General features: G+C 70.5%; 16 protein-coding genes and 1 pseudogene. 9 read left to right on the top strand and 8 right to left on the bottom strand.

Annotation, left to right across the window (positions count from 1 at the left end; genetic code table 11):
- Positions 1–8: 8 nt before the first annotated feature.
- From ACFYW9_RS35095 to ACFYW9_RS35105, 3 genes are all read left to right on the top strand, one after another.
- Complete coding sequence (locus tag ACFYW9_RS35095; protein ID WP_387308587.1) at positions 9–596, top strand: 50S ribosomal protein L25/general stress protein Ctc; 588 nt, start codon at positions 9–11, stop codon at positions 594–596.
- A gap of 74 nt (positions 597–670) precedes the next feature.
- Complete coding sequence (pth, locus tag ACFYW9_RS35100) at positions 671–1,282, top strand: aminoacyl-tRNA hydrolase (protein WP_351859680.1); 612 nt, start codon at positions 671–673, stop codon at positions 1,280–1,282.
- A gap of 147 nt (positions 1,283–1,429) precedes the next feature.
- Complete coding sequence (locus tag ACFYW9_RS35105; RefSeq protein ID WP_389159136.1) at positions 1,430–1,927, top strand: hypothetical protein; 498 nt, start codon at positions 1,430–1,432, stop codon at positions 1,925–1,927.
- A gap of 163 nt (positions 1,928–2,090) precedes the next feature.
- On the opposite strand, the gene ppc is transcribed toward ACFYW9_RS35105, so the two are convergent.
- On the bottom strand, positions 2,091–4,823 hold the full coding sequence (gene ppc, locus ACFYW9_RS35110; protein ID WP_389159138.1) for a phosphoenolpyruvate carboxylase: 2,733 nt from the start codon (positions 4,821–4,823) through the stop codon (positions 2,091–2,093).
- Between the two features lie 350 nt (positions 4,824–5,173).
- Here ppc and ACFYW9_RS35115 point away from each other — a divergent pair, with 350 nt between their 5' ends.
- A complete protein-coding gene (locus ACFYW9_RS35115) occupies positions 5,174–6,184 on the top strand; it encodes an acyl-CoA desaturase (protein ID WP_389159140.1) in 1,011 nt (336 codons plus the stop codon).
- Complete coding sequence (locus tag ACFYW9_RS35120) at positions 6,181–6,861, top strand: TetR/AcrR family transcriptional regulator (protein WP_326787291.1); 681 nt, start codon at positions 6,181–6,183, stop codon at positions 6,859–6,861. Before ACFYW9_RS35115 ends, ACFYW9_RS35120 begins: the two co-directional genes overlap by 4 nt.
- A 30-nt stretch (positions 6,862–6,891) precedes the next feature.
- On the opposite strand, the pseudogene ACFYW9_RS35125 reads toward ACFYW9_RS35120, so the two are convergent.
- Positions 6,892–7,262 (bottom strand): annotated as a pseudogene (locus tag ACFYW9_RS35125) (VOC family protein).
- Complete coding sequence (locus tag ACFYW9_RS35130; protein ID WP_351859692.1) at positions 7,262–8,074, bottom strand: trans-aconitate 2-methyltransferase; 813 nt, start codon at positions 8,072–8,074, stop codon at positions 7,262–7,264. The pseudogene ACFYW9_RS35125 and the gene ACFYW9_RS35130 overlap by 1 nt, the downstream one beginning before the upstream one ends.
- Positions 8,075–8,246: 172 nt before the next feature.
- Here ACFYW9_RS35130 and ACFYW9_RS35135 point away from each other — a divergent pair, with 172 nt between their 5' ends.
- On the top strand, positions 8,247–8,744 hold the full coding sequence (locus tag ACFYW9_RS35135; protein ID WP_261703948.1) for a MarR family winged helix-turn-helix transcriptional regulator: 498 nt from the start codon (positions 8,247–8,249) through the stop codon (positions 8,742–8,744).
- On the opposite strand, the gene ACFYW9_RS35140 is transcribed toward ACFYW9_RS35135, so the two are convergent.
- Positions 8,703–9,470 carry a response regulator transcription factor gene (locus ACFYW9_RS35140; protein ID WP_351859695.1) on the bottom strand — a complete coding sequence of 256 codons (768 nt, stop codon included), beginning with the start codon at positions 9,468–9,470 and terminating at the stop codon, positions 8,703–8,705. The genes ACFYW9_RS35135 and ACFYW9_RS35140 overlap by 42 nt on opposite strands.
- Positions 9,471–9,726: 256 nt before the next feature.
- Between ACFYW9_RS35140 and ACFYW9_RS35145 the strand changes: the two genes are divergently transcribed.
- Positions 9,727–10,215 carry a GNAT family N-acetyltransferase gene (locus tag ACFYW9_RS35145; protein WP_389159199.1) on the top strand — a complete coding sequence of 163 codons (489 nt, stop codon included), beginning with the start codon at positions 9,727–9,729 and terminating at the stop codon, positions 10,213–10,215.
- A gap of 138 nt (positions 10,216–10,353) precedes the next feature.
- Here the strand turns inward: ACFYW9_RS35145 and galK are convergent, their stop codons facing one another.
- From galK to galT, 3 genes are read right to left on the bottom strand one after another with little or no spacing between them, the layout of a single operon-like run.
- A complete protein-coding gene (galK, locus tag ACFYW9_RS35150; protein WP_389159201.1) occupies positions 10,354–11,496 on the bottom strand; it encodes a galactokinase in 1,143 nt (380 codons plus the stop codon).
- 11 nt (positions 11,497–11,507) lie between these two features.
- Positions 11,508–12,473: a UDP-glucose 4-epimerase GalE gene (galE, locus tag ACFYW9_RS35155; RefSeq protein ID WP_389159144.1), complete on the bottom strand. Its 966-nt coding sequence runs from the start codon at positions 12,471–12,473 to the stop codon at positions 11,508–11,510.
- Positions 12,470–13,558, bottom strand: coding sequence for a galactose-1-phosphate uridylyltransferase (gene galT / locus ACFYW9_RS35160; RefSeq protein ID WP_389159146.1), 1,089 nt, complete (start codon positions 13,556–13,558; stop codon positions 12,470–12,472). The genes galE and galT overlap by 4 nt, the downstream gene beginning before the upstream one ends.
- Before the next feature lie 179 nt (positions 13,559–13,737).
- On the opposite strand from galT, the gene ACFYW9_RS35165 reads away from it, so the two are divergent.
- Both ACFYW9_RS35165 and ACFYW9_RS35170 read left to right on the top strand, forming a co-directional pair.
- Positions 13,738–15,438, top strand: a complete 1,701-nt coding sequence (locus ACFYW9_RS35165) for a sodium:solute symporter family protein (RefSeq protein ID WP_389159148.1) — start codon at positions 13,738–13,740, stop codon at positions 15,436–15,438.
- 51 nt (positions 15,439–15,489) lie between these two features.
- Positions 15,490–15,801 carry a hypothetical protein gene (locus tag ACFYW9_RS35170; RefSeq protein ID WP_389159150.1) on the top strand — a complete coding sequence of 104 codons (312 nt, stop codon included), beginning with the start codon at positions 15,490–15,492 and terminating at the stop codon, positions 15,799–15,801.
- Between the two features lie 69 nt (positions 15,802–15,870).
- On the opposite strand, the gene ACFYW9_RS35175 is transcribed toward ACFYW9_RS35170, so the two are convergent.
- A complete protein-coding gene (locus tag ACFYW9_RS35175; protein WP_389159152.1) occupies positions 15,871–16,275 on the bottom strand; it encodes an ATP-binding protein in 405 nt (134 codons plus the stop codon).
- Between the last annotated feature and the right edge of the window lie 5 nt (positions 16,276–16,280).

Consider the following 16,280-nt stretch of genomic DNA (forward strand, 5'->3'; position numbering starts at 1 on the left):
GAGTGAACATGTCCGAGATCAAGCTCGCCGCCGAGTCCCGCAACGAGTTCGGCAAGGGCGCCGCCCGCCGCGTCCGCCGCGAGGGCAGGGTTCCCGGCGTCGTCTACGGTCACGGCACGGACCCGGTCCACATCACGCTGCCGGGCCACGAGCTGCTTCTCGCGCTGCGTACGCCGAACGTCCTGCTCTCCCTGGACCTGGGCGGCAAGACCGAGCTCGCGATCCCGAAGGCCGTCCAGCGCGACGCCATCAAGGGCCACCTCGAGCACGTCGACCTGCTCCTCGTGAAGCGCGGCGAGAAGGTCACCGTCGAGGTCTTCGTGCAGACCGAGGGCGAGCTGGCCCCGGGCAGCTTCCTCGTCGAGAACGTGCTGAACACGCTGACGGTCGAGGCCGAGGCCACCCACATCCCGGAGTCGGTCACCGTCTCCATCGCGGGCCTGGAGGCCGGTGCCTCCATCCACGCCAAGGACATCAAGCTCCCCAAGGGCACCACGCTGGCGATCGACGAGGACGCGGTCGTCATCCAGGTCCTGTCGGCGCAGGCCGAGGAGCCGGCCGCCGAGGGCGAGTCCGAGGCTGCCGCCGAGGCCTGATTCCCCCCGGAATCTTCATCTGTGCCAGCCGCCGCTCCTTCTCGGGAGCGGCGGCTGCCGCGTATCAAGGACACATGGGAGACACGGACGTGACGACCGACGCCAATGCGCCCTGGCTGATCGTGGGCCTCGGCAATCCGGGCCCCGAGTACGCCATGAACCGGCACAACGTGGGCTTCATGGTGGCCGATCTGCTGGCCGGGCGGATCGGCGGGAAGTTCAAGCGGGCGGGCAAGGCGCAGGCCCAGGTGATCGAGGGGCGGATCGGACCGCCCGGTCCGGCGAACCGCCGGGTGATCCTGGCCAAGCCGATGTCGTACATGAACCTGTCGGGCGGCCCGGTGACCGCGCTGCGGGACTTCTACAAGGTGCCGACGGCGAACATCGTGGCCGTCCACGACGAGCTCGACATCGACCACGGCGTGCTGCGGCTGAAGCTGGGCGGCGGCGACAACGGCCACAACGGCCTCAAGTCCATGACGAAGGCGATGGGCGCGGACTACCACCGGGTGCGGTTCGGCATCGGGCGCCCTCCGGGCCGTATGCAGGTCGCGGACTTCGTCCTCAAGGACTTCTCCCCGGCCGAGCGCAAGGAACTGGACTACTTCGTGGACCGGGCGGCGGACGCGGTGGAGTGCCTGGTGATCGAGGGCCTGGAGCGGGCCCAGAGCACCTACAACTCCTGAGGAACCGCCCGTACGGCTCCTGAGGGACGGCCCGTGAGGCCCCGGGAACCGCGGGACGGCCGCGCGGCCGGGGCCGGGTGGTCGACGTACGCGCACAACTGCCGACTTGTCCCCCTCGGGAGTTGACCGAGCGCGCGGCCATGGCCAATGATCCCCGCCATGCGTGCCGTCACCTCACGTCAGAGCGCGTACACGGCGCTGCGTCTCGGACAGCTCACGGCGATGGGCGTGGTCACCGGGCTCATCCTGATCGCGGGCGTCTGGGCCTCCTGGGGCACCGCGCAGCACGTGATGCTGAGCAAGGGCCGGGAGCAGGGCACGATCACCGTGCGGTCGTGCTCGGGGGACGTCTGCGCGGGGTCGTACACGCCGGTGTCGCCCGGTTCACGGGCACGGTCCCACGTCGTCATCGACCAGTCGGTGGCCGTGGAGAAGGGCCGGACGTACACGGTCACGGTGAAACCCGGCAGCGACGAGGTCGTCCGCAGCGGGCCGGCCGGACTGCTCTACGCCTGGATCCCGCTCGCGGGGGCCCTGCTGCTCGCCTCGGTGGTGGTCGCGGGCGGTCTGCGGCTGCCCCGCCCGGCCTGGGTGATGGCGGGCACGGGGATCGCCCTGCTGACGGCCACGTTCCTGGTCCTGTAGGGGCCCGCGGAGACGCGGGGGAACACACGCGCCGCCATGGGGGCGGACGGCCGCACGGACACATGAAGGCGCCCTCCGCGCTCGTACGGGTACGAGCGCGGAGGGCGCCTTCGCGTCGGCCCCGCCGGTGTCCGGGTGTCACCGGCCCGGCGGGGCCGTTCGCTCAGCCGGTGTTGCGCAGGCCCGCCGCCACACCGTTGACCGTCAGGAGCAGGGCCCGCGAGAGCAGCGGGTCCGTCGTCTGCCCGGCCGCGGCCTCGTCGCGCTGGCGCTTGAGGAGGGCGACCTGGAGGTAGGAGATCGGGTCCAGGTAGGCGTCGCGGATGGCGAAGGTCTGCTGGAGCACCGGGTGGGTGTCGAGCAGCTTCTCGCCGCCGGTGATGCGCAGCACCTCGCGCACGGTGAGCTCGTGCTCGGCCTCGATGACGTCGAACACGTGCTTGAGCTCGTCGGGGACGAGGGTGTCGACGTAGTGGCGGGCGATCCGCAGATCGGTCTTCGCGAGGGTCATCTCGACGTTCGAGAGGAAGTTCCGGAAGAAGTGCCACTGCTCGTGCATCTCGTCGAGCACGGTGTCCAGGCCGGCCTCGCGCAGTGCCTTGAGGCCGGAGCCGACGCCGAACCAGCCGGGCACGATCTGCCGGGACTGGGTCCAGCCGAAGACCCACGGGATGGCGCGCAGTCCGTCGAGCGAGACGCCCGAGCCGGGGCGGCGGGAGGGCCGCGAGCCCAGGTGCAGGTCGGCGAGCTGGTCGACCGGCGTGGAGGCGAGGAAGTACGTCGGCAGGTCGGGGTCCTCGACGAGCCGCCGGTAGGCGGAGTGGGCGGCGTCGGAGACGACGTCCATCGCCGCGTCCCAGCGGGCCAGCGCCTCGTCGGACTGGCGGGGCGCGGTGTGCAGGGCGGACGCCTGGAGGGTCGCGGCGACCGTCAGTTCGAGGTTCTCGCGGGCGAGCGAGGGGACCAGGTACTTGTCGGAGATGACCTCGCCCTGCTCGGTCACCTTGATCTCGCCCTCCAGGGTGCCCCAGGGCTGCGCGAGGATCGCGTCGTGCGAGGGGCCGCCGCCGCGGCCGACGGTGCCGCCGCGGCCGTGGAAGAGCCGCAGGCGCACGCCGTAGCGGTGGGCGACGTCGCGCAGCCGGCGCTGGGCGCGGTGGATCTCCCACTGCGAGGTGGTGATGCCGCCGAACTTGGAGGAGTCGGAGTAGCCGAGCATGACCTCCTGGACGTCCCCGCGCAGTGCCACCAGACGGCGGTACGAGGGGTCGGAGAGCATGTCCTCCAGGATGGTGTCCGCGGCCTTGAGCTCGTCGGTGGTCTCCAGGAGCGGCACGATGCCGATCTTCGCCCAGCCGGCGTGCAGGTCGAGCAGTCCGGCCTCGCGGGCGAGGACGGCGGCGGCGAAGACGTCGTCGGCGCCCTGGCACATCGAGATGATGTACGACTCGATGACCTCGGGCCCGAAGGTCTTCAGGGCCTTCTTGACGGTCTCGAAGACGCCGAGGGTCTTCTGGCCGGCGGCGTCGAGCGGCGCGGGGGTCGGAGCGAGCGGGCGCCGGGAGCGCAGTTCCTTGGCGAGGAGCTTGGCGCGGTAGTCGCGCGGCATGTCCACGTAGCGCCAGGACTCCTCGCCGAGCCGGTCGAAGAGCTGGCCGAGGGCGTGGTGGTGGGCGTCCGCGTGCTCGCGTACGTCCATGGTGGCGAGCTGGAGGCCGAACGCGGCGAGCGTGCGGATGGTGCGGTTCATCCGGCCGTCGGCGATCAGGCCGCCGCGGTGCTCGCGCAGCGAGGTCTGGACGAGGATGAGGTCGCGCAGGAGTTCGGCGGTGCCGAGGTAGTCGCGGCCGTCCTCGTGCGCGGTGCCCTTGGCCAGGCGCTGCTTGGTGTTCTCCAGCTTCTGCCGGATGCAGGTGGCCTTGAGGCGGTAGGGCTCCTCGGCGTTGAGGCGCTTGTAGCGGGGGCTGATCTCCGGCAGGAGTTCGAGGTCGCTCTGGAGGGATTCCAGGAGTTCCTCGGTGGCGCCGGTGTAGCGGATGGAGTTCGACAGGAAGCCGCGGAGTTCGTCGATGAGCTCCAGGGCGTCGTTGATGCCGTGCTCGTGCTGGAGGATCAGGACGTCCCAGGTGACGTCGGGGGTGACGTTCGGGTTGCCGTCGCGGTCGCCGCCGATCCAGGTGCCGAAGGTGAGGGGGCGCGTGTCGTCCGGGAGGGCGACGCCGACGCGTTCGAGTTCGGCGGTGAGGTCCTCCAGGACGTCACCGACGGCGCCGGCGTGCAGCTCGTCCAGGTAGTAGATGGCGTTGCGGGCCTCGTCGGCGGGTTCGGGGCGCACGACGCGGAGCTCGTCCGTCTGCCACACCAGGTCGATGTTCTCGGCGAGGCGGGTGTCGTGGCGGCGGCGGTCGGCCTCGATGACCGGGGTCTCCAGGAGCGCGGCGATGCGCCGCAGCTTGTTGAGGACCGAGCGCCGGGCCGCCTCCGTGGGGTGGGCGGTGAACACCGGGCGGACGTTGAGGTTCTTGACCGTCTGGCGCAGGTGCTCGGGGTCGGCGTCCTTGAGCCGGTCGGCCGTCCGGGCGAGAAGGCCGCCCTCGGCGGCGCGCTTGGCGCGCAGCTCGCGTCCGCGGTGCACCTGCTCGGTGACGTTGGCGAGGTGGAAGTAGGTCGAGAAGGCGCGGACCAGCTTGGCGGCGGTCTCCAGCTCGGTGCCGCGCAGCAGCTCGGCGGCGGCCTCGCCGTCCTCGCGGGTCAGGCGGCGGACCTTCTCGACCAGTTCCAGGAGCTCGGGGCCCTCCTGCCGTACGAGGGTCTCGCCGAGCAGGTCGCCCAGGCGGCGGATGTCGGCGCGCAGTTCGCTGCTGGTGGTCGTGGTCTGGTCGTCGGCACTGCTCACAGGTGCGGCTCCTTGCAGTGGTGAAGCTCGTCTGAAGAGTGGGGAATCTCGTCTGAAGCTCGTCTGGGAGGGAACCCGGGTGACGACCGCGCGCGGCGGGTGCCGCTTAAGGAGGTGGCATCCGGGAAGAAAACAGAACGGACCGCGCTGTCCGACCGACTCCAAGGATAGGTGTCCCCTCGGACGCGCAGGCTCACGGGCTCTTGCCGCCGGGCTACGCGCTGACATACTTACGACGCCGTAGGTTACGGACCCGTAGGTATTCCCGTCGGACGACGGGAGGACGCTGGGTTCGCACCCGGACACCCTTCCCCGCCGTTCCTCACCCTCGAACCCCACAAGGGACGCCCATGACCACGAGTTCGGATGTGATCGACGACGCCCCGCGGGCGGACGACGGCACCTCGCTCCCCGCCGCGACCCTCGGCGGCGAGAAGAAGGGGTCACTCGAACAGATCACCCTTCTTCTCTTCATCGCCGTTCCGTTCCTGGCGCTGCTCGCCGCGGTGCCTCTGGCCTGGGGATGGGGGCTGAGCTGGCTGGACGCGGGCCTGCTGGTCTTCTTCTACTACCTGGGCTGCCACGGCGTCACGATCGGTTACCACCGCTACTTCACGCACGGCTCCTTCAAGGCGAAGCAGCCTCTGCGGATCGCGATCGCGATCGCGGGATCGATGGCGGTCGAGGGCCCTCTCGTGCGCTGGGTCGCCGACCACCGCAAGCACCACAAGTTCTCCGACGCCGAGGGTGACCCGCATTCGCCGTGGCGTTACGGGGAGACGGTCCCGGCGCTGCTGAAGGGCCTGTGGTGGGCGCACATCGGATGGATGTTCGACGAGGAGCGGACCTCGCAGGAGAAGTACGCGCCCGATCTGGTCAAGGACCCGGTGATCCGGGCGATCTCGCGTCAGTTCCTCCTCTGGACGCTGCTCTCGCTGGCCCTGCCGGCCCTGATCGGCGGTCTGGTGACGATGTCGTGGTGGGGCGCGTTCACCGGGTTCTTCTGGGGTTCCCTCGTCCGGGTGGCCCTGCTGCACCATGTGACCTGGTCGATCAACTCGATCTGTCACGCGGTCGGCAAGCGCCCGTTCAAGTCGCGTGACCGTTCGGGCAACGTGTGGTGGCTGGCGGTGCTCTCGTGCGGCGAGTCCTGGCACAACCTCCACCACTCGGACCCGACGTCCGCCCGGCACGGTGTGGACCGCGGCCAGCTCGACTCGTCGGCGCGGATCATCCGCTGGTGCGAGCAGCTCGGATGGGCCTATGACGTGCGCTGGCCGTCACGCTCGCGTATCGATTCCCGCCGCAGCGACGACGGGAACGGCTCCCGACGCAAGACGGAAACCGCTGAAGCGGCATGATTGACGGCGTGGCGACCGACTCCAGCAGCACCCCGAGCAGCAACGACAAGCCGCGGCGCGCGCGTCGCACTCGTATGACCGGCGCCGAGCGCCGTCAGCAGCTGCTGGAGATCGGCCGCACCCTGTTCGCGGCCAAGGGCTTCGAGGGCACGTCGGTGGAGGAGATCGCGGCCAAGGCCGGTGTCTCCAAGCCGGTGGTCTACGAGCACTTCGGCGGCAAGGAGGGCCTGTACGCGGTGGTGGTGGACCGTGAGATGCGGCGGCTGCTGGACATGGTGACCGGTTCGCTGACGGCGGGCCATCCGCGCGAGCTGTGCGAGCAGGCGGCGTTCGCCCTTCTGGACTACATCGAGGAGTACACGGACGGTTTCCGCATCCTGGTCCGTGACTCCCCCATCCCGCAGTCGACGGGTTCGTTCGCGTCGTTGATCTCGGACATCGCCACCCAGGTGGAGGACATCCTGGGCCGTGAGTTCAAGAGCCGCGGCTTCGACTCGAAACTGGCGCCGCTGTACGCCCAGGCCCTGGTCGGCATGGTCGCGCTGACGGGCCAGTGGTGGCTGGACGTCCGCAAGCCGCGCAAGGCGGAGGTGGCCGCCCATCTGGTGAACCTGGCGTGGCACGGTCTGGACGGGCTGGAGCCGAAGCCGCGGCTGATAGGGCATCGCAAGGCCTGAGACGGGGTCCGGGCCGAGTGCGCTCCCGGCTCAGTCGCGGGCCGGGAGCGGCTCCAGGAATTCGAGGCGGTTGCCGACGGGGTCCTCGGAGAAGAAGCGCCGGTGCCCGGGCAGGTCCTCGTCCCGGACGACGGGGAAGCCGGCGGCCTCGATCCGTGCGGCACAGGCGTCGATGCCGGTGACGCGCAGCCCGGGGTGGGCCTTCTTCGCGGGACGGAAGGAGGCCTCGGTCCCGAGGTGCAGCTCGACGGCCCCGCCCGGAACCAGCAGCCCCCGCGGGCGGCGAGGACGGGCGGCTTGGGCGTCTCGGTCATGCCGAGGACGCCGACGTAGTACGCGCGCAGGCGGTCCTCGCAGCCCGGCGGGGCGGCGAGCTGGACATGGTCGAGCGCGGTGAGCATCAGGCCTCCTTCCGGGCCACGGCGAAGAGCCGGCGAAACGGCAGGACCGTGCCGTAGGACCGGGCGGGGTAGGCCTCGCGCAGCAGGTCCCGGTAGGCGGCGAGGAAGCCGTCCGTGGCCTCGGGGTCGTCCGCGAGGGCGGTCAGCACGGGCCGCAGCGCGGTCCCCTTCGCCCAGTCGAGCACGGGGTCCGGTCCGCTCAGCCGTTGCATGTACGTGGTCTCCCAGACGTCCGCGCGGCAGCCGGCCCTCTCCAGGAGGTCCAGGTAGACGAGCGGGTCGTGGACCGAGTCCGCGGGGCGCGGGGAGTCGCCGAGCAGACCTTTCCAGCGCGGGGAGGAGGCGAGTTCGCGCAGGAGGACGTGCAGCGGGGCGTCGGTGTTGTGGGGGACCTGGAAGGCGAAGGTGCCGCCGGGCGCGAGCGCGTCGAGCCAGCCGGGGAGCGACTCCAGGTGTCCCGGCACCCACTGGAGCGCGGCGTTCGAGGTGATCAGGTCGTACGTCCCGGCGGGCGTCCAGTCGGTGAGGTCGGCGTGGGCGAAGTCGAGCCGCCCGCCGCCGGCCGTGGGGCCCGCGTACTCCTCGGACCGGGCCAGCATGTCGGCGGAGTTGTCGTAGCCGGTGATGCGGGCGGTGGGCCAGCGGGCGGCGAGCTGGACGGTGACGTTGCCGGGGCCGCAGCCGAGGTCGGCGATGCGGGCGGGATCGCCCGGAAGCTCGGGGACCTGGGCGAGCAGGTCGGCGAAGGGGCGGGCCCGGTGCCGGGAGTGGCGCAGGTACTGGCCCGGGTCCCAGGTGGGGGTGGCAGCCATGGGTGGCCTCCTCGAAGTCGCGCTGGGGTCGCGGACCGCTGAAGGGGCGGCGGTGACCGGACCGTTCGGGTCTCCAGCCTCACAGGAAAACTATCTCGACGTCAAGAGACTTGTCATCAAGAAACTCCACATCAAGAGACTTCATGTCGACACAACCACTACACTGATCGTCATGGAGGACGAGGTCGATCGGCTGGTCGCTGCGTGGCGCCGTGAGCGCCCTGACCTCGACGTGGAACCGCTCGAGGTGCTCAGCCGCGTGAGCAGGCTGGCCCGGCATCTGGACCGTGCGCGCCGGCTCGCTTTCGCCGAGCACAGCCTGGAGCCCTGGGAGTTCGACGTCCTGACGGCGCTGCGGCGCGCGGGTTCCCCGTATCAGCTCTCTCCCGGCCAGTTGCTGACGCAGACGCTCGTCACCTCCGGCACGATGACGAACCGCATCGACCGTCTGACCAAGAAGGGTCTGGTCGAACGCCTCCCGGACCCGAGCGACCGCAGGGGCGTGCTCGTACGCCTCACGGACGAGGGATGCGACCGCGCCGACCAGGCGCTGGCCGGCCTGCTCGACCAGGAACGGGCGATCCTCGCCGAGCTGAGCCGGGCACAGCGCGGTGAACTGGCCGGGCTGCTACGCCAGTTGACCGCCCCGTTCGACAACATCCCCGGTTAGGTCGACGGGTCCGACACCCGCGCGCCGGGCCAGTGCCACGGCGGCGAGGGTGGAGTGCACACCGAGCTTCCCCAGGACGTTCTGCATATGGGTGCGGACGGTGTGCGGCGACAGGAACAGCCGCTCCGCCACCGCCTTGCGCCCGAGCCCGGCGACCATGCACCGCAGCACCTCGCGCTCACGGGGCGTCAGCGACTCGACGAGCCGCTCGCTCTCGGTGCGGTGCTTGCGCGCGGCGGTCAGCTCCCGCAGCACCCCGGTGAGCAGGGCGGGCGGCAGATGGGTCTCGTCGCGCAGCACACCCCGTATGACCGTGAGCAGCCGTGACAGCGAGCAGTCCTTGGCGACCCATCCCGAGGCGCCGGCCTGGAGGGCGAGCGCGGCCCGGCGCGGATCGTCCTTCTCGGCCAGCACGACGGTCCGTACGCTCGGCTGCCCGGAGCGCACTCCGGCGACCAGCGATATGCCGTCGACCAGGCCGTCCTCGTTGCTCTCCTGGACGGGCACCGCCGGACGCATGCCGGGCAGATTGCCGCCCAGGTCGGCGTCGACGAGCAGCACGTCGAAGCGGCGGCCCTCGGCCGCCGCGCGTTCGAGGCAGCGCAGCGCGGCCGGACCGCTGCCGGCCGCGGACACGTCGACATCGGGCTCGGCCGCGAGCGCGGCGGCGAGCGACTCGGCGAAGATGCGATGGTCGTCGACGACCAGTACTCGGATGCGAACCACAGAAACCCCCACTGTCGGGGGACGATCCGTACGGGTACGGCGCCCGAGGTGATCCCGGGCCCGCTTGCGACCCGGAAAACGAGGTGCCTCCGCCGCACGGCCGCCGCCGTGCTGGAAGTGCTACCCCCACTTCGGGCGTCGTACCCGACTGTCTCGCCCCCTGATCAGCACCGGCCCCCACCGGCACTGTTCATCAGAGTACGGCCGGGGGCGAGGAGCGGAAGGTGATTTGCAGAACTGGTTGGCCAGCGCGTTTATGGTGAGCCGTATGTTTCGTATCGAGACAGGAGACGACAAGGAGCGTCGGGATCTGCTCCGCAGACGGCTGCTGGACACGAACACGGCGGCCTCCCCGGTGCTGCGCGCGCTGCGCGGAACCCCGGGCGAGCGTGAATCCCCGCTTCACGTCTGGGCCTTGGACCAGGACGGCGCCCTGGCCGGCGGTCTGGTGGGCCACACCTGGACGACCTGGCTGCACGTGACCTACCTGTGGGTCGACGGCCGCACCCGGGGCACGGGTCTCGGCAGCCGGCTCCTGGCGGAGGCCGAGCGCGTCGCGCGCGAGGAACGGGGCTGCCACGCCGCCCGCCTGGAGACCTGGGACTTCCAGGCCCCGGACTTCTACCGGAAACAGGGCTACGAGGTGGTGGCCGTGATCCCCGACTACCCCCCGGGAATCACGGAGTACACCCTGACGAAGCGCTGGCCCCCTTCCGGCGCAAGTTCCAGCCCCTCCGGCGACTGAAAGTCTCAGCCCCTCCGGCGTTTGAGGAGCGGGGGCCCGGGGGCGGAGCCCCCGGGGACGATGGGGGTCCCCCCTGGTCGAGCGAAGCCGAGACCTTGGGGGAGGGCAGGGGCGGAGGGGGCGAAACAAACCCGGAGGTCAGCCGATCCGCCGGGCCCCCGCCGAAGGAACAGCCGGAAACACCCGCGGAGCGGTGAAGCCCGCCTCGGCAAAGGCCTCCACCACAGCCTTGGTGACCCCGTCGATGTCGGTGGACTCCACCAGCACGACGGCGGATCCCCCGAACCCACCCCCCGTCATCCGCGCACCCAGCGCACCCGCGGCGTTGGCCGCCGAGACCGCGAGGTCCAGCTCGGGACACGAGATCCGCAGATCGTCGCGGAGCGAGGCGTGACCGTCCGTCAGGACCGGCCCGATCGCGCGGACGTCACCCGCGTCCAGCAGGGAGATGACCCGGTCCACCCGGTGGTCGTCGGAGACGACGTGGCGGACGTAGCGGCGCACGCGCTCGTCGGAGAGCCGGGCGAGGGCCGTGTCGAGGTCCTCGTACGCGACGTCGCGCAGATGGGACACGCCCAGCAGGCGTGCCCCCTCCTCACAGCCCGCGCGCCGCTCCGCGTACGCCCCGTCGCCGAGCGCGTGCTTCACCCGGGTGTCGACGACGAGGAGTTCGAGTCCCTGGGAGGCGAGGTCGAAGGGGACCTGGCGGATGGACAGGTCGCGGCAGTCGAGGTGCAGGGCGTGGCCCTCGGTGCAGCACGCCGACGCCGTCTGGTCCATGACCCCGCAGGGCACGCCGACGAAGTCGTTCTCGGCGCGCTGGGCGAGCCGTGCCAGCTCGGGCCGGGTGAGCCCGAGCCGGTACAGCTCGTCGAGGGCGAGGGCGGTGACGACCTCCAGGGCCGCCGAGGAGGACAGCCCCGCGCCGGTGGGGACCGTGGAGGCGAGATGGATGTCCGCGCCGCCGACGGCGTGGCCCGCCTCGCGCAGCGCCCACACCACACCCGCCGGATAGGCGGCCCAGCCGGTGTCCGACCGGGGCGTCAGTTCGTCCACGCGCAGCTCGACGACCGGGCCGTCGATGTCCGCCGAGTGCAGCCGCAGCACCCCGTCGGACCGGCGGGACACCGCCGCGACCGCCGTGTGCGGCAGCGCGAGCGGCATCACGAACCCCTCGTTGAAGTCCGTGTACTCGCCGATCAGGTTGACCCGGCCGGGCGCCGCCCAGACCCCCTCGGGCGCGGCGCCGTACAGCTCCTCGAAGCCCTCACGTACCCCCACCTGGTCCACTGCTACCCCTTTGCCACGTTCTGTGCGAACTCCCACGCGTCCGCGACGATCCCCGCGAGATCCGCGCGGGACGGGTTCCAGCCGAGCCGCTCCCGGGCGGTCTCGGCCGAGGCGACCAGGACCGCCGGGTCCCCGCCGCGGCGGGGGGCCACGGCCTCGGGGATCGGGTGCCCGGTCACCTGGCGCACGGTTTCGATGACCTCGCGGACGGAGAAGCCGTTGCCGTTGCCGAGGTTGCAGATCAGGTGCTCGCCGGGGGCCGCGGCCGCGAGGGCCAGCAGGTGCGCCTCGGCGAGGTCCGCGACATGGATGTAGTCGCGGACGCAGGTGCCGTCCGGCGTCGGGTAGTCGTCGCCGAAGACGGAGATCGCGTCGCGGCGGCCCTGCGCGACCTGGAGGACCAGCGGGATGAGGTGCGACTCGGGGTCGTGCCGCTCGCCGCTCTCGCCGTAGGCGCCGGCCACGTTGAAGTAGCGCAGGGAGACGGCCCCGAGTCCGTGGGCCGCCGCCTCGCCGGTGATCATGTGGTCGACGGCGAGCTTGGAGGCGCCGTAGGGGTTGGTGGGCCGGGTCGGCGCGGACTCCACGATCGGGGTGGTCTCGGGCTCGCCGTACGTCGCGGCGGTGGAGGAGAAGACCAGCGTGCGCACGCCGGCCTCGCGCATCGCGGCGAGCAGCGCCATGGTGCCGCCGACGTTGTTGTCCCAGTACTTCTCGGGCTTGACCACGGACTCGCCGACCTGCGAGAACGCGGCGAAGTGCAGGACGGCGTCGTACGAGGGGTCCAGCCACTTGGCGGCATCGCGGATGTCGCCCTCGATGAACGCGGCGCCGGCGGGCACGCCCTCGCGGAAGCCCGTCGAGAGGTTGTCGAGGACGGTGACCTCGTGGCCCGCCTCGATCAGGTGGCGCGCGACCACGCTGCCCACGTAGCCCGCTCCACCCGTGACCAGATACTTCCCACTCATGTACTCGCTACCTCTCGCAGTCGCTGAGCCGCGGTCTCCGGCGGCACGTCGTTGATGAACACGTTCATGCCGGACTCGGAACCCGCGAGAAACTTCAGCTTGCCGGAAGTGCGGCGAATGGTGAAAAGCTCGAGGTGGAGCGCGAAGTCGTCCCGGTTGACGCCTTCGAACTCCTCCAGCGGGCCGAAGGGAGCCTGGTGCCACGCCGCGATGTACGGCGTCGGCGGCTCGCCCGTCCCGTCCTTCCCACCGTCCGGTCCGTCGAAGATCCGGTCGAAGCGCCTCAAGAGTTCCAGATAGACCTGGGGGAACTCTGTGCGCGCGCCCTCGTCGAGGCCGAGCAGGTCGGGCACGCGGCGGCGCGGGTAGAGGTGGACCTCGTACGGCCAGTGGGCGGCGTACGGGACGAAGGCGACCCAGTGGTCACTCGACAGGACGACCCGTGAACCGTCCGCCAGCTCGCGCGCGACGACCTCGTCGAACAGGTTCTCCCCGCCGGTCGCCTCCTTGTGCGCGGCGAGCGAGCGCAGCATCAGCGCGGTACGAGGGGTGGTGAAGGGGTAGCCGTAGATCTGCCCGTGCGGGTGACCGAGTGTCACGCCGATCTCGGCGCCGCGGTTCTCGAAGCAGAAGACCTGTCGGACGGAGGGCAGATGGGACAGTTCGGCGGTGCGGTCCGTCCAGGCCTCCAGGACGAGGGCCGCCTGCGCCTCCGTCAGATCCGCGAAGGAGGCGTCGTGGTCGGAGGTGAAGCAGACGACCTCGCAGCGGCCGGAGTCCCCCGCCAGCGAGGGGAAGCGGTTCTCGAACACCACGACGTCGTACGAGGAGTCGGGGATCTCGCTCAGCCGGCCGCCCGAGGACGGGCACAGCGGGCACTCGTTCGCCGGGGGGTGGTAGATGCGCCCCTGGCGGTGCGAGGCGATCGCCACCGAATCGCCGAGCAGCGGGTCGCGGCGCACCTCCGAGGTGGTGACGGTCGGGTCGAGCGGGCGCCGGTCCACCGCGTCGCGCACCTGGTCGTCGCCCGCGTCGTAGTAGATGAGCTCACGACCGTCGGCGAGCCGGGTCGAGGTCTTCTTCACAGTCGGACTCCCCATCAGCACCCGATCAAACCTTCAAACATAACCGGACACAACAAACCACAAGCCACCACCGCAGTCAACGTCACAATCAAACAAAGGACACCATCGGAAGGGCGTATTTCCTGAATGCGGAGGCACGCGTCCCGCTCCGACTGGTTCACGCGACGAAGCGAGTTCTGATGCAGTCCCCCACACATCCGCCCCAACCGGGCACCCTGCTCGCCGCCGAGCTGCGTCTCCCCACGAACGCACTCGACTACACAATCCTCGGCATCTACTTCGTGGTCGTCCTCGGCATCGGCTTCGCGGCCCGCCGCTCGGTGAGGACGAGCCTCGACTTCTTCCTGTCCGGGCGCTCACTGCCCGCGTGGATCACCGGCCTGGCCTTCATCTCGGCCAACCTGGGCGCCACCGAGATCCTCGGCATGGCCGCCAACAGCGCCCAGTACGGCGTCTACACCGTGCACTGGTACTGGATCGGCGCCATCCCGGCGATGGTCTTCCTCGGCCTGGTGATGATGCCGTTCTACTACGGCTCCAAGGTCCGCTCGGTGCCCGAGTTCCTGCTGCTGCGCTTCGACAAATGGGCGCATCTGCTGAGTTCGGTCCTGTTCGCCTTCGCCGCGGTCCTGATCGCGGGCGTCAACCTCTACTCGCTCGCGATCGTGGTCGAGGCACTGCTCGGCTGGCCGCAGTGGGTGGCGATCGTGGTCGCCGGGTTCTTCGTCCTCGCCTACATCACCCTGGGCGGTCTCTCCTCCGCGATCTACAACGAGGTGCTCCAGTTCTTCGTGATCCTGGCGGCCCTGATCCCGATCGCCGTGCTCGGCCTGCACCGGGTGGGCGGCTGGGACGGCCTGACGGACTCCCTGGACAAGACCCACGGCACCGACTTCACGACGGCCTGGGGCGGCACGGGCATCGGCAGCGCCAACCCGCTCGGCGCCAACTGGCTGACGATCGTGCTCGGCCTCGGCTTCGTGCTGTCCTTCGGCTACTGGACGACGAACTTCGCCGAGGTGCAGCGCGCGCTGTCGGCGAAGAACCTCTCCGCGGCCCGGCGCACCCCGCTGATCGCGGCCTACCCGAAGATCTTCATCGTGTTCCTGGTGATGATCCCGGGCCTGGTGGCGGCCGTCCTGGTCCCGAAGATCGGCACCCCCGGCTCGGATCTCCAGTACAACGACGCGATCCCGTATCTGATGCAGGAGTTGCTGCCCAACGGCGTCCTCGGCATCGCGGTGACCGGTCTGCTCGCCGCGTTCATGGCGGGCATGGCGGCCAACATCTCGTCCTTCAACACGGTGTTCACCTCGGACATCTGGGCGAAGTACGTGGCCAGGGGGCGCGAGGACTCCTACTACGTCCGCTTCGGCCGGCTGATCACGGTGATCGGTGTCCTCGCGTCGATCGGAACGGCCTTCCTGGCCTCGTCCTTCTCCAACATCATGAGCTACCTCCAGACACTGTTCTCCTTCTTCAACGTGCCGATGTTCGCGGTCTTCATCGTCGGCATGTTCTGGAAGCGGGCGTCGGTGAAGTCGGGCTTCTGGGGCCTGCTGACCGGTACGACGGCCGCGATGGTGAACTACTTCGTCCTCTACAAGCAGGACGTCATCGGCTTCCCCTCCGACCAGGGCGCCAACTTCGTCTCCGCGATCGTCGCCTTCGTGGCCGGTGGCGTGGTGATGGTGGGGGTCTCGCTCTTCACCGCCCCGAAGCCGGCGGAGGAGTTGCAGGGCCTGGTCTACGGCACGGTGTCCCCCGGGATGGCCGAGCCGCCGGCCGCCGGCGACGACGCCTGGTACCGCAAGCCGGCCCTGCTGGGCTGGGGCGCGCTGATCCTGGCGGCCGCCTGCTACATCCCGTTCTCGTTCTGATCCCGTTCCGACGAGTCCTGGCCCACTCCGACGAGGGAGAACCAAGAAACCATGTCCGACTATTCGGAAAGCGACGCGCAGCGCGAGGTCTCGGACCTCGAGAAGAAGTCCGCGACCGCCGCTCGCCTGTTCGACATCCGTCGCATCATCGGCGGCCTGTTCGTGGTCTACGGCGTCATCGTCACCATCGCCGGCATCACGGCCTCCGACGCCGACCTCGACAAGGCCGGCGGCATCAACATCAACCTCTGGACCGGCCTGGGCATGCTCGCCCTCGGCCTGTTCTTCCTGGCATGGCTCTGGCTGCGCCCCCTGCCCGTGACAGAACCACCGACCGGGGACCAGCCTCCGCCGACCGAGTAACACCCACACAGGGGGCCGGGGTTCACTGCGGAACTCCGGCCCTTCGCCGCCAGGAGGTCACGTCGAGGCCTAGGCGGCAGCGAGGTCGCACCACACGTACTTGCCGATGTCGCCGCCCTGGCGCAGCGGATGCCAGCCCCAGTCGTCGGCGCAGGCCCGGACCGGGGAGAGACCCCGGCCCGCCTCCTCCGCGTCGGCCGCGACCGGCGGGTCGTACGGCGGCGGCACCGGGCTCGCGTCCCACGCGCCGATCCGCAGCACCCCGTCCCGCCGGTGCAGCCGCAGGGCGGCGGGCCCCTTCGTGTGCCGTACAGCGTTGGAGACCAGCTCCGCCGCCATCAGCTCGGCGACGTCCACGAGGCGGATCAGCCCGTGCAGGGTCAGGATCAGGCGGACGGTACGGCGGCAGACGGTCACCGCCCGGCCGTCCTGCGGGATGTGCAGGGTGTAGGTCCAGGACTCGGATGTGGGCATGCGTG

The organism is Streptomyces sp. NPDC002698 (assembly GCF_042888945.1).
Lineage (GTDB): Bacteria > Actinomycetota > Actinomycetes > Streptomycetales > Streptomycetaceae > Streptomyces.

What these genes read in the sequence shown, in the direction of transcription:
- pth (WP_351859680.1), top strand. Translation starts at nt 671, where the DNA reads ATGGGAGACACGGACGTGACGACCGACGCCAATGCGCCCTGGCTGATC.
- ACFYW9_RS35170 (WP_389159150.1), top strand. Translation starts at nt 15,490, where the DNA reads ATGTCCGACTATTCGGAAAGCGACGCGCAGCGCGAGGTCTCGGACCTC.
- ACFYW9_RS35145 (WP_389159199.1), top strand. Translation starts at nt 9,727, where the DNA reads ATGGTGAGCCGTATGTTTCGTATCGAGACAGGAGACGACAAGGAGCGT.
- ACFYW9_RS35105 (WP_389159136.1), top strand. Translation starts at nt 1,430, where the DNA reads ATGATCCCCGCCATGCGTGCCGTCACCTCACGTCAGAGCGCGTACACG.
- ACFYW9_RS35135 (WP_261703948.1), top strand. Translation starts at nt 8,247, where the DNA reads ATGGAGGACGAGGTCGATCGGCTGGTCGCTGCGTGGCGCCGTGAGCGC.
- galE (WP_389159144.1), bottom strand. Translation starts at nt 12,473, where the DNA reads ATGAGTGGGAAGTATCTGGTCACGGGTGGAGCGGGCTACGTGGGCAGC.
- ACFYW9_RS35130 (WP_351859692.1), bottom strand. Translation starts at nt 8,074, where the DNA reads ATGGCTGCCACCCCCACCTGGGACCCGGGCCAGTACCTGCGCCACTCC.
- ACFYW9_RS35175 (WP_389159152.1), bottom strand. Translation starts at nt 16,275, where the DNA reads ATGCCCACATCCGAGTCCTGGACCTACACCCTGCACATCCCGCAGGAC.
- ACFYW9_RS35120 (WP_326787291.1), top strand. Translation starts at nt 6,181, where the DNA reads ATGATTGACGGCGTGGCGACCGACTCCAGCAGCACCCCGAGCAGCAAC.
- ACFYW9_RS35115 (WP_389159140.1), top strand. Translation starts at nt 5,174, where the DNA reads ATGACCACGAGTTCGGATGTGATCGACGACGCCCCGCGGGCGGACGAC.
- ACFYW9_RS35095 (WP_387308587.1), top strand. Translation starts at nt 9, where the DNA reads ATGTCCGAGATCAAGCTCGCCGCCGAGTCCCGCAACGAGTTCGGCAAG.
- ACFYW9_RS35165 (WP_389159148.1), top strand. Translation starts at nt 13,738, where the DNA reads ATGCAGTCCCCCACACATCCGCCCCAACCGGGCACCCTGCTCGCCGCC.